This is a genomic window from Sphingopyxis sp. (assembly GCF_965279725.1).
Classification (GTDB): domain Bacteria; phylum Pseudomonadota; class Alphaproteobacteria; order Sphingomonadales; family Sphingomonadaceae; genus Sphingopyxis.
In genome coordinates, this window is sequence record NZ_CBDIIL010000003.1 from 1,071,857 (window position 1) to 1,086,786 (window position 14,930).

At 64.2% G+C, this 14,930-nt stretch carries 15 protein-coding genes; 12 read left to right on the forward strand and 3 right to left on the reverse strand.

Annotated features, from left to right (window positions below; translation table 11 throughout):
- Nucleotide 1 precedes the first annotated feature (1 nt).
- Nucleotides 2–712, forward strand: coding sequence for a TerC family protein (locus ACQY6T_RS14095; RefSeq protein ID WP_428632664.1), 711 nt, complete (start codon nt 2–4; stop codon nt 710–712).
- Between the two features lie 52 nt (nt 713–764).
- Nucleotides 765–1,166 (forward strand): DUF1489 family protein, encoded by a 402-nt coding sequence (locus tag ACQY6T_RS14100; protein WP_428631677.1) that lies wholly within the window; start codon nt 765–767, stop codon nt 1,164–1,166.
- On the opposite strand, the gene ACQY6T_RS14105 is transcribed toward ACQY6T_RS14100, so the two are convergent.
- Genes ACQY6T_RS14105 through ACQY6T_RS14115 form a run of 3 tightly spaced genes read right to left on the reverse strand, consistent with a single transcriptional unit; the run spans nt 1,163 to nt 3,859 of the window.
- Entirely contained in the window at nt 1,163–2,749 is a 1,587-nt protein-coding gene (locus ACQY6T_RS14105) for an FMN-binding glutamate synthase family protein (protein WP_428631680.1), read from the reverse strand. The two genes, ACQY6T_RS14100 and ACQY6T_RS14105, sit on opposite strands and share 4 nt — an antisense overlap.
- A gap of 4 nt (nt 2,750–2,753) precedes the next feature.
- Nucleotides 2,754–3,164 carry a nuclear transport factor 2 family protein gene (locus ACQY6T_RS14110; RefSeq protein WP_428631681.1) on the reverse strand — a complete coding sequence of 137 codons (411 nt, stop codon included), beginning with the start codon at nt 3,162–3,164 and terminating at the stop codon, nt 2,754–2,756.
- Nucleotides 3,161–3,859, reverse strand: coding sequence for a dienelactone hydrolase family protein (locus tag ACQY6T_RS14115; protein WP_428631684.1), 699 nt, complete (start codon nt 3,857–3,859; stop codon nt 3,161–3,163). The genes ACQY6T_RS14110 and ACQY6T_RS14115 overlap by 4 nt, the downstream gene beginning before the upstream one ends.
- Nucleotides 3,860–3,964: 105 nt before the next feature.
- On the opposite strand from ACQY6T_RS14115, the gene ACQY6T_RS14120 reads away from it, so the two are divergent.
- From ACQY6T_RS14120 to ACQY6T_RS14165, 10 genes are all read left to right on the forward strand, one after another.
- Entirely contained in the window at nt 3,965–4,270 is a 306-nt protein-coding gene (locus ACQY6T_RS14120; protein ID WP_428631686.1) for a DUF6489 family protein, read from the forward strand.
- Nucleotides 4,271–4,293: 23 nt separating this feature from the next.
- Nucleotides 4,294–5,304, forward strand: coding sequence for a tRNA uridine-5-carboxymethylaminomethyl(34) synthesis GTPase MnmE (gene mnmE, locus ACQY6T_RS14125; RefSeq protein ID WP_428632666.1), 1,011 nt, complete (start codon nt 4,294–4,296; stop codon nt 5,302–5,304).
- Nucleotides 5,305–5,330: 26 nt separating this feature from the next.
- A complete protein-coding gene (locus ACQY6T_RS14130; RefSeq protein WP_428631688.1) occupies nt 5,331–5,663 on the forward strand; it encodes a hypothetical protein in 333 nt (110 codons plus the stop codon).
- Nucleotides 5,664–5,677: 14 nt separating this feature from the next.
- Nucleotides 5,678–7,540 (forward strand): tRNA uridine-5-carboxymethylaminomethyl(34) synthesis enzyme MnmG, encoded by a 1,863-nt coding sequence (mnmG, locus tag ACQY6T_RS14135; RefSeq protein WP_428631689.1) that lies wholly within the window; start codon nt 5,678–5,680, stop codon nt 7,538–7,540.
- Between the two features lie 118 nt (nt 7,541–7,658).
- On the forward strand, nt 7,659–8,324 hold the full coding sequence (rsmG, locus tag ACQY6T_RS14140; protein WP_428631691.1) for a 16S rRNA (guanine(527)-N(7))-methyltransferase RsmG: 666 nt from the start codon (nt 7,659–7,661) through the stop codon (nt 8,322–8,324).
- On the forward strand, nt 8,321–9,103 hold the full coding sequence (locus tag ACQY6T_RS14145; RefSeq protein WP_428631693.1) for a ParA family protein: 783 nt from the start codon (nt 8,321–8,323) through the stop codon (nt 9,101–9,103). The genes rsmG and ACQY6T_RS14145 overlap by 4 nt, the downstream gene beginning before the upstream one ends.
- Complete coding sequence (locus ACQY6T_RS14150) at nt 9,104–10,066, forward strand: ParB/RepB/Spo0J family partition protein (protein ID WP_428631695.1); 963 nt, start codon at nt 9,104–9,106, stop codon at nt 10,064–10,066.
- Nucleotides 10,067–10,380: 314 nt separating this feature from the next.
- Nucleotides 10,381–10,878, forward strand: a complete 498-nt coding sequence (locus ACQY6T_RS14155; RefSeq protein WP_428631697.1) for a DUF4402 domain-containing protein — start codon at nt 10,381–10,383, stop codon at nt 10,876–10,878.
- A 198-nt stretch (nt 10,879–11,076) separates the two neighbouring features.
- Nucleotides 11,077–11,907, forward strand: coding sequence for a fimbrial biogenesis chaperone (locus ACQY6T_RS14160; protein ID WP_428631698.1), 831 nt, complete (start codon nt 11,077–11,079; stop codon nt 11,905–11,907).
- 30 nt (nt 11,908–11,937) lie between these two features.
- Nucleotides 11,938–14,712: an MSCRAMM family protein gene (locus ACQY6T_RS14165; RefSeq protein WP_428631700.1), complete on the forward strand. Its 2,775-nt coding sequence runs from the start codon at nt 11,938–11,940 to the stop codon at nt 14,710–14,712.
- Nucleotides 14,713–14,930 lie beyond the last annotated feature (218 nt).

Below are 14,930 nucleotides of genomic sequence, written 5' to 3' on the forward strand. Positions count from 1 at the left end.
GATGGTCCAGGTCGGCGCTGCCGCCAGTGGTTTTGGCGGCCCGGCGGAAATTTGGGGCCATATCGTCAATGATTTTTCGAACATCACCGAGCCTGCGGCCTTTGCCACTTTCATTCAGGTGCTGATGATCGACCTCGTGCTGGCGGGCGACAATGCGATCGTCGTCGGCGCGCTGGCCGCCGGACTTCCCGCCGAACAGCGCAAGAAGGTGATCCTGATCGGTGTCCTTGCCGCGCTGGTGCTGCGCATCGCCTTCGCGCTGGTCGTCACCCAGCTGATGCAGATCGTCGGGCTGATCTTCGTCGGCGGGCTGCTGTTGATCTGGGTTGCCTGGAAAATGTGGCGCGAGCTGCGTCACGCCGGCCAGTCGCATGGCTCGCCCGAAGTCGACGGTGACGAATCCTCGGGTCTGAAGCCCGCCAAGAGCTTTGCGGGCGCCGCCTGGGCAGTTGCGATCGCCGACGTCAGCATGAGCCTCGATAACGTCCTCGCGGTCGCAGGGGCGGCGCGCGAACATCCGGGAATCCTGATTGTCGGCCTGATCTTTGCCGTCGCGCTGATGGGTCTCGCGGCGAACATCATCGCCAAATATATCGAGCGGTATCGCTGGATTGCCTATTTCGGCCTCGCGGTTATCGTCTATGTCGCGATCAAGATGATCTATGAAGGCTGGATCGATCCGGCGGTCGGGATCGGTACTTTGTTCGGCTAAGCGATCAGCGCGGAGCATTGGTTTTGGGCGTGCGCGCGCCTATCTGCAGCTGATGCCCCCGCTTCATCTCACCAAAGTCGCCGTCGGCTGTGCAAAGGTCGAAACCTTTGCCCGCCGCGTCGAGACGCGGGCGCAGGGCGGTGAATTGCGGGTACCAACGCGGATGCGGCCCAAGCGGCAGGCCGAGCTGATCGGCGGCTATCTCCACTGGATCATCAAGCACCGGATTGTCGCGCGCCAGACGATCCTGCGTTTCGACGACCGCAAGGATGGGCGGCTCGATATCGTCTGTTCAGAGGCGCTGGAGATCTTGCCGCCGACCCATCGTCGGGCACATCAGGGGTGGCGCTATCTGACCGATGAAGATGCCCCGGCGGCGGGCGGCGAGGCTGGCAGCGGCGATGCGTTGCCGCCGCATATGCAGCGCGAACTAGAGGCGTTGATGCTGCTCTAAAGCGCGGCGCGAAAGCTGTCGGCGCGGGCCATGTTCCAATAGCGGGCGCAGCCGACCGAATCGGGATCGTCGAGTAATACGCCGCGCTGGTAGAAATTATAGATCCGGTTGATCGAATCCGAACGCGCCGAATTGAGCCGTTCGTGCAAATGGTGCGGCATGATCTGCCACGGTGTTTCCAGCCCCATCGCGCAGGTGATGTCCCACAGCGCATTGACCGTCGCGGCCTGAAACCGATGCACGCGCGCGGCCTTGTCGGCAACGACAAGTCCCCGTTGACGCCCCGGATCCTGGGTCGCGATGCCGGTAGGACAGCGGTCAGTATTGCATTGCAGTGACTGGACGCAGCCGAGCGAGAACATGAAGGCGCGCGCCGCGTTCGACCAGTCGGCGCCCAGCGCTGCGTTGATCGCCAGCCCGGCGCCCGAATGGACCTTGCCCGATGCGGCGAGCCGCACCTCTTCCTTGAGCCCGCAGCCGACGAGCGCGTTGCGTACCAGGATCAACCCTTCGCGCAGCGGCATGCCGACGCGGTTCGAAAATTCGACCGGGGCCGCGCCGGTGCCACCTTCGGCGCCGTCAACGACAATATAGTCAAGCCGGATGCCGGTTTCGATCATCGCCTTCATGACGGCATAGATTTCGTGCGGTTGGCCGACACATAGCTTGATGCCCACGGGCTTTCCGCCCGATAGTTCGCGCAATTTAGCGGCCCAGCTAAGCATCTCCATAGGCGTCGAAAAAGCTGAATGGACCGCAGGAGAAATGCAATCCTTGCCTTCGGGAACGCCGCGGGTAGCCGCGATTTCGGCGCTGACCTTCGCGCCGGGAAGGACGCCGCCATGGCCGGGCTTGGCGCCTTGGCTGAGCTTGATCTCGACCATTTTGACCTGATCGGCCTGCGCCGCGTCGCGGAACCGCGCGGGGTCGAAATGGCCGGCGTCGTCGCGGCAACCGAAATATCCGCTGCCCAGTTCCCACACAATGTCGCCGCCATGCATTCGGTGATAGGCGCTGAGCCCGCCCTCGCCGGTGTCATGATAGAAATTACCCATCTGGGCGCCGAGATTGAGCGCCTCGATCGCGTTGGCGCCCAGCGAACCAAAGCTCATTGCGGAAATATTCAGCAGCGCTGCCGAATAGGGCTGCGAACATTGCGCGGTACCGACGGTGACGCGCGCGCCGCGATCTCCGTCCATCGCCGGCGCCATGCTGTGGCCCATCCATTCATATTCGTCCGAATAGACATCGAGTTCGGTGCCGAAGGGATGCGCGTCGAGGTCACCCTTGGCGCGCGCATAGACAAGGCTGCGCTCGGCGCGTGCAAAGGGGCGGCCGTCGAGCGGGCTTTCGACGATATAGGCATAGAGGAAAGGACGTAGCGCTTCGAAGAGCCAGCGCACGCGCGCGATCAGCGGATAGTTGCGGCGCAGGCTATGGTGCGATTGCAGCGAGTCGTAGAGCGCGAGGAGCAACAGCGGGCTCCAAAGCAGCAACGACCAGCGCGCCGGTGGCCACCAAGCTGCGAAAGCGATCGCAGCGAGCAGGGTCGGGATGGCAATCCAGCGCGGGATGCGGACCATGCGGCTAAGCCGACTGCGCCGCGAGCATCGCCGCCATCTTCTCCCACACCTTGTTGATCGCCTTGAGTGGGCGAACCATCACCTTGAAATCGCTTATTTGTCCATTGTCGTTCCAGCGAATGATGTCGACACCATTGATCTGGACGCCATCAAGGACGGTCGCGAATTCGAGCATCGCCTGATCGCCATCGACGATTTCCCGCAAATAGCGAAAATCATCGCCGCCGAGGGCATGGCTTGCTGCGTGGAGGTAAGCGAAGACCTTGTTGCGTCCTTCCTGCGGGGTGTGGACGACTGGCGAGTGAAAGACCGCATCGTCTGCGAGCATGTCCTTGAGCGCCTGCGGGTCACCGCCGCCCGCCATATAGGCGTGCCATGCCGCGACGCTGACGTGGGCGCTGTTTGGGGCGTTCACGCCAGATGCTCGGCGAAAAACGCTTTGGTGCGGGCATCGGCCAGCTGCGCGCCGACTTCGTCGCGGCGGTTGCCGCTGGTCGCGGCAAAACCGTGATCGAGCCCCGCATAGTCGTGGAGCGTCACCTTGGGATGCGGATCAAGCCCTTCGTGCATCTTGGCCTGCGATTCGGGTCCGACGAGATGGTCGGCCGTCGGGATATGCAGCATGAGCGGGTGCGCGATGGCGTGGCTTTCGTTCAACATCTGGTCGATCATGACGCCATAATAGCCGACCGAAGCGTTGATGTCGGTGCGCGCCGCGGTCATGTAAGCGAGCCGCCCGCCAAGGCAGAAGCCGACACAGCCTACTCTGCTCGCGCCCTGCGCGTGGAGCCAACGGATCGCGGCCTCGATGTCCTTCACGCCCAGGTCGGCATCATATTGGCCGAAGTAGCCAAAGGCTTCCTGCAGCTCGGCCTCGACGTCGGGATCGAGTTCGACCCCGGGGGCAAAGCGCCAGAAAAGGTCAGGGGCGATCGCGAGATAGCCTTGGGCAGCCCACTCGTCGCATTTTTCGCGAATTCCGGCATTCACCCCGAAAATTTCGGGGATGACGATGATCGCGCGCGACGAATCGGCGTCGGGCCGCGCGACATAGGCGGGAATGTCGCCTTCTCTGTCGAGCGCGGAGATCGAGATGTTCGTGGCGGGCATGAGGGGAGCTCCTGACTCTTGCTAAATGGCGTTGAAAGCGCGAAGCTAGCCGCGCTGCGGGCATGGCTCAAGCGGCTTACCGGCATTTCGGGGCGGAGACTGGCGATGAAGTTCAATATCGAGATCGATTGCACCCCCGAAGAGGCGCGTCAGCTGTTCGGCCTGCCGAATCTCGAGCCGCTGCACGACATCTATCTCGACCGCGTCAAGGAATTGATGGCGAAGGGGATCACCCCCGACATGGTACAGGCGATGGTCAAGACGTGGGTGCCGATGGGCGAGAGCGGACTGGGATTGGTCCAGTCGCTGCTTGGCCAGTTCGGCGGCGGATTGATGGGCGGCGCGAGCAAGGCGACCGCGAAATCGGCCGATGTCGACGACGACAAGCCAGCGCGGGGGCGCAAGAGCTGATCCAAGACATCGTAAGCGATACGATTTTTGCGCTGTCGAGCGGGATGCCGCCGGCGGCGATTGCGGTCGTTCGGGTAAGCGGGCCGCAAGCTGGCGCGGCGTTGCAGCAGCTTGCCGGGCGTCTTCCCGCGGCGCGGCGCGCGGTGTTGGCCGATCTGCGCGATCGGGAAGGTAAGCCGCTCGATCGCGCGCTCATCCTGTGGTTTCCAGGCCCGGCGACCGCGACCGGCGAGGATCTGGCCGAGCTGCACCTGCACGGCGGCCGCGCGGTGGTGGCTGCGGTCGAAACGGCGTTGGCGGCAACTCCCGGACTGCGGCGCGCCGCGGCGGGAGAATTTACCCGGCGGGCGTTTTTCAACGGTCGGATCGATCTGGCCGAGACCGAGGGGCTGGCCGACCTGCTCGCGGCGGAGACCGAGAGCCAGCGGGTGCAGGCGCTCGGCATGGCGAGCGGGCATGTGTCGCGCGCGGTGGCGGCTTGGCAAGACAGGTTACTGACGTTGATGGCGGGAGCCGAGGCCGAGCTCAATTTCGCCGATGAAGACGATGTCGAAGTTGGCGAAGGTGTCGCGCAGCGTTTGATTTCGGGAATGGGTGCGCTCGCGGACGAGCTCGATCAATGGCTGGCACGACCTGTGGCAGAGGTAATCGCCGAGGGGCTGTCGGTGGTGATCGCTGGGCCGCCGAACGCTGGAAAATCAACGTTAATCAATGCCTTGGCACAGCGTGAGCTGGCGATCGTGTCGCCGGTGGCGGGGACAACGCGGGACGTGATCGAAACTCCGCTAGCGCTGGACGGAATTGCTATGCGCTTTTCGGACACAGCCGGGCTGCGTGCGGATAGTGCCGATGACATCGAAAAGATCGGGATCGATCGCGCCAAGGCGGCGGTTGAGGGCGCCGATATCCTGTTGTGGCTGGGACCGCCAGAGGACGCGCCTGTCCATCCGCGTCCGATTCCTGATTGCAGCGCAGGCCGACCGCTGGCGCGGGCGCTGCCGCCGCGGAGGCCGACGCAACCCATTGTGATCTGATCCTGTCGGCGACGACGGGCGAGGGGATGGACAAGCTTCACCAATATATCGTCGCCAAGGCGCGCACCTTGTTGCCGCGCGAAGGCGAGGCGGCGCTGCGCCAGCGTCAGCGACTGGCCCTCGCCGAAGCGCAGGGCTGGTTGCGCATCGAAGCCGGATCGCGCGAGGCGAACGACCTGATCTTGCTCGCCGAACGGCTTCGGCTCGGCGCGGGCGCGCTCGACCGGATTACAGGGCGGGCGGGCGTTGACGACATGCTCGACGTCTTGTTTCGGGCGCTTTTGCATCGGAAAATGATGTTTCACGTGAAACATCGGATTGGCCGCGGGGCAGTGGATTCGCATTCGGCTTTGCGGTAAAGGTCGAAGCAATCATGCACAGCAGCACAATATTCGATGTCATCGTCGTCGGCGGTGGCCATGCCGGAACCGAGGCCGCGGCAGCGGCGGCGCGGCTGGGTGCCCGGGTGGCGCTGGTTAGTTTTGACCCGGCGTTGATCGGGACGATGTCGTGCAACCCGGCGATCGGCGGGCTGGGCAAAGGCCATCTGATGCGCGAAGTTGATGCGCTCGACGGGTGGATGGCGCGCGCGGCCGACAGCGCGGCGATTCATTACCGGATGCTCAATGCGTCGAAGGGTGCGGCGGTGCAGGGGCCGCGCATTCAAGCTGACCGGACATTGTATCGCGACGCGATTCAGGCGCTGCTGGCGGCCGAAGACGGCATCACCGTGATCGCGGGCGAGGCGGCGGCGTTGCGGCTGTCCGACGACGCATCGCGCGTCATCGGACTGGAGCTTGGCGATGGCTCGGCCCTGACGGCTTCAGCGGTGGTGCTGGCGACCGGCACGTTTCTTGGCGGGCGGATGTTTCGCGGCGAGGAGCGCATGGCGGGCGGGCGGATCGGTGAGGCCGGTGCGCACAAGCTCGCTGAGCAACTCCGCGCCGCCGATCTGCCGATGGCGCGGCTCAAGACCGGAACGCCGCCACGGCTCGACGGGCGGACGATCGACTGGGCGCGGCTCGAAGAACAACCGTCGGATAGCGGCAGCTGGACCTGTTCCACGTGGAACAGTCAACGGACCATCCCGCAGATTTTCTGCGCGATTACCCGCACAAATGCCGAATCGCACCGGATCATCGCCGAGAATTTGCATCGTTCACCGCTGTTCACGGGTGCGATCGGCGCAGCGGGGCCGCGCTACTGCCCGTCGATAGAGGACAAGATCCATCGGTTCGCCGATCGCGATGGGCATCAGGTGTTTCTGGAGCCGGAAGGGCTCGACACGCATCTCGTCTATCCAAACGGGATTTCGACCTCACTACCCGCCGACGTCCAGCTCGCGATGCTGCGGACGATGGAGGGGCTGGAGGCGGTCGAAATGGTCGTCCCTGGCTATGCGGTCGAATATGACCATATCGACCCGCGCGCCCTGGACCGGACGTTACAGCTGCGCGCGATCGCCGGGCTCTATTGCGCGGGACAGATCAACGGGACGACGGGGTATGAAGAGGCCGCGGCGCAGGGCTTGATCGCCGGCGCCAATGCCGCGCTCGCTGGACAGGGCCTTGACGCGCTGATCCTTGATCGCGCGCAGAGCTATATCGGGGTGATGGTTGACGACCTGGTTCTGCAGGGGGTGACCGAACCCTATCGCATGCTCACTGCGCGGGCTGAGTATCGCCTGCGGTTGCGCGCCGACAATGCGGCGACGCGGCTGACCCCGATCGGGATGGCGCTGGGGTTGGTCCGGCCCGCGACGGGAGCGCTATTTGCGGTTCGGCAGGCAGAACGGGCAAGAGCCAATGCCGTTCTCGCCGCGCCAGTAACGACCGCCGATTATGCGGCCATCGCGATGAATGTTCCGGGCGACGGCGCGCCGCGGACGCGGATCGACCTGTTGCGGTTTGCCGACGTGACGATGGCCACGCTGACAACGCTTGCGCCCGATCTCGCGAGGATCGACCCCGCCATTTTAGCCGAGATCGCCGAGGATGCGCATTATGCGCCATATATTGCGCGGCAGGACGCCCAACTGCGGTCGCTCGCCGCGAATGAGGCGATATTGCTCGATCCGGTGCTCGATTATGGCGCGATCGGCGGATTGTCGCGCGAGATGGTCGAGCGGCTATCGAAGGCTCGGCCGGAGACATTGGGGCAGGCGGGACGGATCGACGGGGTGACGCCGGCGGCGCTGACTGCAATCATGGTGTTTAGTCGGCGGCGGGCGGCGTGATGTGGCGGATGCCGACCGCGACGGTGGTTTCGTCATACCTGCGGAAGCGGGAACCCAGTGAGCCGAGGTTGAAACCGGGTTCCGGCTTTCGCGGGAATGACAAAAAGGGATGACGGGCTTGTCTGAAACAGCGGATCTATTGGACAGCGAAGACGCGGCGCGGGCATGGATCGGTGCCGCCTTCGAGCCCACCCCCGATCAGTGGAAACGGTTGGAGCGTTTCGCCGAATTGCTGGTTGCCGAGAGCGTTCGACAGAATTTGATCGCCGCTTCGACGATCCCCACCCTGTGGGTGCGGCATATTGCCGACAGTGCGCAGCTGCTTGCGCTCGACGCGCGTGACGGCAATGGGTGGTGGCTCGACTTGGGCAGCGGGGCGGGGCTGCCGGGGCTGATTGTTGCGATCTTGAGCGGGCGTCCGGTGGCGCTGGTCGAATCGCGCAAGAGGCGCTGTGACTTCCTGCGTGATGTGGCTGCGGATTTGAAGCTGGCCCATGTCGAGGTCGTCGAGGCGCCGCTCGAACGCGTCAAAACCCGCGCAGCGGCGACAATCAGCGCGCGCGCATTCGCGCCGCTCGACAAGCTGGTCGACGTATCCGCGCGTTTTTCCACCGAATCGACGCGCTGGCTGCTGCCAAAGGGACGAAACGCGGTTAAGGAACTGGCGTTACTGCCCCAAGCGTGGCAGAATCTGTTTCACGTGGAACAAAGCCGTACCGACGCCGATAGCCAGATTTTGGTCGGCACCGGAAAAATCCCGGCCAAACAGCGAGGAAAGTCATGATCCGCATTTGCGTGGCGAACCAGAAGGGCGGGGTTGGCAAAACGACGACCGCGATCAATCTGGCCACCGCACTTGCGGCGACGGGATGGCGGACGCTGATCATCGACCTTGATCCGCAGGGCAATGCTTCGACCGGGCTGGGGATCAAGCAGGCGCAGCGCGAATATTCGAGTTATGAATTGCTGCGCGGTGACGCGACGTTGCGTGAATGTGCGATTCCTACCGCGGTGCCGCGGCTCGACATCGTACCGGCGACGGTCGACCTGTCGGGGGCCGAGATCGAGCTGATTGAATTTCAGGACCGCCTTCACCGGATGCAGCAGGCGCTGTCGGGACCCGACGCAGCGCAGTGGGACATTTGCCTGATCGATTGCCCGCCGTCGCTCGGAATGTTGACACTCAACGCGCTGATCGCCGCCGAATCGCTGATCGTCCCGCTGCAATGCGAATTTTTCGCACTCGAAGGGCTGAGCCAGCTGCTCACCACCGTCGAACGGGTGCGCGAGCGTTTCAATCAGAAGCTTTCGATCCTGGGCGTTGCGCTGACCATGTTCGATCGCCGCAACCGGCTGACCGACCAAGTGTCGGATGATGTCCGCGACGTGCTGGGTCCGGTGGTGTTCGAAACGGTGATCCCGCGCAACGTCCGCCTGTCGGAGGCGCCGAGCCATGGGCTGCCGGCGCTGATCTATGATCATCGCTGTGCCGGATCGGCCGCCTATATCGCGCTGGCGCGTGAGTTGATCGATCGCTTGCCAAACGTCCGCAAGGCTGCATAGATGACTGATAATAATGAAGAAACTGGTTCATCTCCAGCTCGCAAGCGGCCGTCGGGGTTGGGACGCGGGCTGAACGCCCTGTTCGGCGACGTCGCCGCCGAGGCGCCCGTGCTGGCGACGGCCGGCAGTGCTGCGAAGACGGCGCCGACGGTCTCGGGCGACGCTGTACAGCATGTGCCATTGGGGTCGATTCGGCCGCTGCCCGGCCAGCCGCGGCGCCATTTCGATGACAACGCGATTTCCGAACTGGCCGATTCGATCGGGCTGCGCGGGTTGTTGCAACCGATCATTGTGCGCCGGGCGCCCGACGGCGACGGCTATCAGCTGGTCGCCGGTGAACGGCGCTGGCGGGCGGCGCAGCGCGCCGGGCTGCATCAGATTCCGGCGCTGGTGCGCGACCTCGACGATGCCGCGACCTACGAAATCGCGCTGGTCGAGAATATTCAACGCCAAGACCTGAATGCGATCGAAGAAGCGGGGGCTTATCGCCGTCTGATCGACGATTTCGGGCATAATCAGGAGGCGCTGGCCAAGCTGGTCGGCAAATCGCGCAGCCATGTCGCGAACCTGATGCGATTGCTTGATCTGCCCGCGCCGGTTCAGGCGCTGGTCGGCGATGGATCGCTGGCGATGGGCCATGCGCGCGCGCTGATCGGCGCCGATGATGCCGAGGCGATCGCGCGGCGCGTCGTCAAAGAAGGCCTGTCGGTCCGCGCGGTCGAGGCGTTGGTGCGCGACGGCAAGGGAGGCGGGCGCAAGGCGCCGCTGGAATATAAGAGCATGGACGGCGTCGGCGGGCGCGATCCCGACATCGTCGCGGTCGAGCGCCATCTGTCCGAATTGCTCGGCATCGGGGTGGCGATTCAATATTCCGGGGGCGGCAAGGGGGCTTTGACGCTCAAATTCGCATCGCTCGACCAGCTCGACATGATTTGCCAGCGACTGAGCGGCGAAGCGATCTGAGTCGCTATTCCGGCCTGGGTCGCAATGACGCAAAGCAATACATAACAACTCAATGACCTGTCGGCAGCGAATCGATTCGCCCGCTTAATTTGTGCCAGTCCGGGCCGTTAAAGAAGTGCAGGTGGTCGCCATGACCCCCCTATTATCAGGCTAAAGCTCTGATAAATCTCGCTTACCAGGTGTAAGACGGGCCAATTTCTAATGCGCTGTTAACCAAGCTTGCTGGCAAAGGTTGAACCTGTCGCCCGCTAAAGAGGTCGGCGAATGGGGTGGGATATCCATTCGATTATCGACTCTTCAAGGGACCAAAATCTATGCGCAAATTTGGAATGAAGCGCGCCCTCATCGGCGCCGCGATTGCTGCTCTGGCCATGAACGCTTCGGCGGCCCACGCAGCATCGGCAACGGGGACGGCGAAGGCCAAGATCCTGCGCCAGATCACGCTCACCAACACGAGCGATCTGCAATATGCGACGATCATCAGCGGTGCCACCGCTTCGACCGTCGCGGTGACGACGGCCGGTGCCCGCACGTGCGGTGCAGGCCTGACCTGCACGGGAACGGCGACATCGGCCAATTTCAACGTCGCCGGCACCGATGGTGCGGTGGTGTTGGTTGGCGGCGATTCGACCGTTTCGCTGACCGGTTCGCTGGGCGGCACGATGGCATCGACGCTGACCTATTCGGCGGCGAACATCACGCTGGGCGCTACCGGCGGCAGCTTCCAGGTCGGCGGCACGCTGAGCGTCGGCGCCAACCAGGCGTCGGGCGACTATACGGGCACGTTCAACGTCACCGCCAACTACCAATAATGGCGGTGTGCCGGCGGGCCTGGGTCCGCCGGAAGAAAATTGGGGGGTCGCCAGACGCAGGTCTGGCGGCCTCTTTTTTTGTCCAGCCGCCAAGGCACAGGAATGGTTAGCAAAATATCAACCATGTTGGCGCAAACCGGATGCGACCATCGGGATGGTGTGGGCCATTTCGCCAAAACGATTGTGGGGATCGTATCCATGCTACGCTTTTTCAAAGGCTTCGGCCTGTTTTTCGCAATTTCATTTGGTGCGGGCGTTGCGCCGGCCCAGGCCGCGGGCGACCTGCTCGTTGCCCCGACGCGCGTTGTCCTCGACGGATCGCGCGGGACCGAAGTGGTGCTCAACAACATCGGCGCCGAACCGGCGACCTATCGCATCAGTCTCGAAATCAAGCGGATGACGGCGGCGGGCGGGCTCGACGAGATCGCCGAGGCCGACGCCAATGCGGCCGAACGGACCGCGCTCGACATGATCGCGTTCAGCCCCCGCCGCGTTACGTTGCCGCCCAATCAGCCGCAGGTGATCCGCGTCGGCGTCCGCATTCCGGAGGGTACACCGCCGGGCGAATATCGCGCCCATATGCTGTTCCGCGCGGTACCCGATGCGACCGCCGCGGTTTCCACCGATGCGGCGAAACCGGATGGCACCGGCGTGTCGATCGCGCTGACTCCGATTTATGGCATCACGATCCCGGTCATTGTCCGCGTTGGCGATCTGGGCGCCGAGGCGGTAATCGGCGATGCGTGGGTTGGCGATACCCCCGACGGCCCGGCGTTCAACTTCGGGCTGACGCGGACGGGCAATCGCTCGGTCTATGGCGACATCGAAGTGACGCGGCCGGGCTTGCCCGAACCGTTGCTCGTCGCGCGCGGCATCGCGGTTTATCCCGAGGTTGGCGCGCGCGCGGTATCGCTGCGCGTTCCGCCCGAACTGGCGGCGAAGCTCAAAGGCCCGGTGCATATTCGGTATACCGAAGACCGCGAAATCGGCGGCGGCACGATCGACGAGGCGGACCGGGTGGTGAAGTGACGGCCTAGGGGCCGCCAAGAGACCAAAGCCGTGATCCGCGCGGTGCTTGCTCGATGGAAACCGGCGATCCTCGCCGGATTGGCGCTTGTGGGGCTGTTCCCCGCTGGCGCTCAAGCTGTTGATAACAAGCCCGTCTCTGTTGTTATCGACAGCTGGTCACCGAATGAAGATGACAGCTGGCTGTTCGACCTGCGCTCGGGCCAGTATCGGCTGGGCGACGGCGTCCGTGGATATCAGACGCCGCAAGGCATCTGCGTCGACCTTGCCGACATGGTGCTGGCGCTCGACTTGGCGGTGCGTGTCGACAAGAAGTTGCGCCGCGCAACCGGCTGGGTGTTCGACGAACGTCGCAGCCTGGTGATCGATCGCGAAGCCGGGGAAGTTCGCGCGGGCAGCCAGGGTTTTCGGCTGTCGGCAACCACGATCCGGGACACGCCGGCCGGCTGGTGCGTAGATCTTGACAGCTTGACCAACTGGTTGGGGGTGCCGATCGCGCCCGATCTGGCGAATGCGGTGCTGCGGATCGATACCAAGGACAAGCTGCCGTTCCAGCTCGCCGCAGAACGCCGCGCCCGCGCCGCGGGCATCCGCCCGGCGGCGCAATTCGACTTGGCCAGCCTGCCGCAGGCGTCACGGCCATACCAGGCGTGGGGGACGCCGTCGGTCGATGTGGTCGCCTCGGCGGGATTTGTTTCGGACAAGCGCGGCGGTTCCTATGTCCAGGGTCGGTACGAAATTTTCGCGGCGGGCGAGGTGCTGGGGCAGAGTTTCGACGCGCGGCTGTCGTCGAACAATGAAGGCGTTCCCGACAGCCTGCGCATGCGGCTGTATCGCACCGATCCCGAAGGACGGCTGCTCGGGCCGCTGAAAGCCACCCATTATGCCGTCGGCGATGTCAGCTTGCTGTCGACCGGGATCGTCGCATCGTCGGCGCCCGGTCGCGGCGCGGTGCTGACCAATCGCCCGATCGAGCGCCCCGACAGCTTCGATCGCACGACCTTTCGCGGCGACCTGCCCGCCGGCTGGGACGCCGAACTCTATCGCAACGGGCAATTGCTCGCGTTTACCAGCCCCAACGGCGACGGACGTTATGAATTTCTGGACGTTCCGCTGCAATATGGGTCCAACCGCTTTGAAATCGTCCTTTATGGCCCGCAAGGACAAATAAGGCGCGAAATCAAGCAGGTGCAGGTGGGGATGGATTCGATCCCGCCGCAGCAAACCTGGTATTGGGCTGGTTTCGCCCAGGAAAATGCCGACCTGATCGAGTTTGGCGGCGGGCGGCGGGGGGCATTTCGTCGCGGTTGGCGCGGAACGCTGGGTGCCGAGCGCGGGCTCGATGCCCGCACGTCGGTCGCCGCCTATGCCCACAGCCTGATGATAGAGGATGTCCGGCGCAATTATGCCGAGCTCGCGTTGCGCCGCTCGATCGGACCGACTTTGCTCGAGGTCGGCGCCTCGCAGGCCGACGACGGCGGCGGCGCGGTGCGCGCGAGCTGGTTGGCGGCGTTCGGTGAAACCTATGTCCGCGCCGACGCGATGCGCGGCTGGAATGGTTTCGTGTCCGATCGTTTTATATCCAATATCAACGGGCTATACTCGGTTTCGGTCGATCAGTCGGTCAAGCTGGGGCAGACCGTGCTGCCGCTGCATTTTGATGTCCGTCAGATTGAGCGGCGCTCGGGGATCGACAGCCTCGAGGCCAGCGCACGCGCGTCGGCCAGCTTCCGCGCCATGACGCTCACCGGTCAACTCGACTGGAGCCGCACCAAGGCGCCGATCGGCCCCGATCCCCCGGACAATCTGACGGCCAGCCTGCTCGCCAATGCCCGGATCGGGCGCGTCCGCCTGCGTGGTGAGGCGCGCTTTGCGCTGTCCGGCGACAATGCGGATACGCGCATGTCGGTGATCGGCGAATGGGCAGGGAAGGGCGAGGCCGAATGGCGCGCCGAGCTCGGCTATGATCGCGGTCTCGAACGGGCGCGGGTCGGTGCAGGATATACACGCCGTTTCAATAGATTACAGCTGAGCGGTTTCGGCGAAGTGGCGAGTGACGGCTCGCTCGCGGCTTCGCTTTCGCTCGCTTTCAGCTTTGGCCCCAAGCCGAATGGCGGCTGGCGCGTGTCGAGCGAAAAGCTCGCGAGCCGCGGCCAAGTGATTGCCGATGTTTGGATGGACGACAACGGCGACGGCATCCGTCAGTCCGGCGAAGCGGCGCTGGCGGGGGTGCCGCTGACCGCGGGCAACGCCTATATCGACGCCGCGACCGATAAACAGGGCCAAGCGACCGTCGACGGGCTCGAGCCGTTCCGCCCGGTGCTGATCGGTATCGACGCCGGCAGCCTGCCCGACCCCTATGTCCAGCCTGCGCTGCCCGGAATTGTCGTCTCACCGCGTCCAGGGGTTGCCACGCGCATCGCGTTGCCGATGGTCGCGGCGGGCGAGATCGAAGGGACGATCCGGCGCGACGGCGGCAATCCAATCGAGGGGCTCAGCCTGGAGTTGGTCGATATCGAAGGCCGGATCCGTGCAACGACGCTGAGTGAATTCGACGGATATTTCCTTTTCGAAAGTGTGGTTTACGGACGCTATACGGTGCGGCTGAGCAAGACGTCGGCGGCGGCGTTGCGGCTGGACGGCAATTTTACGATCGGTGCGGTGCCTGGCAAGGCGATGCCGCGGGTACGGCTCGGCACGCTGGCGTTGAAGCCGCTGCGGCGTGACGTCGCGATGGGCGAAGCGGATTCGGCCGGGAGCGGAAACAGCGCCCGCGGACCTCCGGGCGCTGGCGACGAGGGGCTGTGAGGTTTTATCATAGGATTTGGGGCGGAGAAGCGGCCGTTCCGCATTCGTCATCCCGGGCATGACCCGGGATCCGCCTTTTCTTCAAGACAGGCAGGTCTTGGGTTTCAAGCCCAGGGTGGCGAGGAGTTGAGTCTCATGTCGGCGTTGACATCGCGCCGGACTTCGGTCGATAGGGTCGCATCGGGCCATCGCGGACGCCCGTTCAGACGGGGTCCGTC

Excerpts from the sequence above, each read along its gene's own strand:
- ACQY6T_RS14145 (WP_428631693.1), top strand. The coding sequence starts at position 8,321 with ATGATCCGCATTTGCGTGGCGAACCAGAAGGGCGGGGTTGGCAAAACG.
- ACQY6T_RS14115 (WP_428631684.1), bottom strand. The coding sequence starts at position 3,859 with ATGCCCGCCACGAACATCTCGATCTCCGCGCTCGACAGAGAAGGCGAC.
- ACQY6T_RS14120 (WP_428631686.1), top strand. The coding sequence starts at position 3,965 with ATGAAGTTCAATATCGAGATCGATTGCACCCCCGAAGAGGCGCGTCAG.
- ACQY6T_RS14095 (WP_428632664.1), top strand. The coding sequence starts at position 2 with ATGGTCCAGGTCGGCGCTGCCGCCAGTGGTTTTGGCGGCCCGGCGGAA.
- ACQY6T_RS14105 (WP_428631680.1), bottom strand. The coding sequence starts at position 2,749 with ATGGTCCGCATCCCGCGCTGGATTGCCATCCCGACCCTGCTCGCTGCG.
- ACQY6T_RS14155 (WP_428631697.1), top strand. The coding sequence starts at position 10,381 with ATGCGCAAATTTGGAATGAAGCGCGCCCTCATCGGCGCCGCGATTGCT.
- mnmG (WP_428631689.1), top strand. The coding sequence starts at position 5,678 with ATGCACAGCAGCACAATATTCGATGTCATCGTCGTCGGCGGTGGCCAT.
- ACQY6T_RS14130 (WP_428631688.1), top strand. The coding sequence starts at position 5,331 with ATGGACAAGCTTCACCAATATATCGTCGCCAAGGCGCGCACCTTGTTG.
- ACQY6T_RS14160 (WP_428631698.1), top strand. The coding sequence starts at position 11,077 with ATGCTACGCTTTTTCAAAGGCTTCGGCCTGTTTTTCGCAATTTCATTT.
- ACQY6T_RS14100 (WP_428631677.1), top strand. The coding sequence starts at position 765 with ATGCCCCCGCTTCATCTCACCAAAGTCGCCGTCGGCTGTGCAAAGGTC.
- ACQY6T_RS14150 (WP_428631695.1), top strand. The coding sequence starts at position 9,104 with ATGACTGATAATAATGAAGAAACTGGTTCATCTCCAGCTCGCAAGCGG.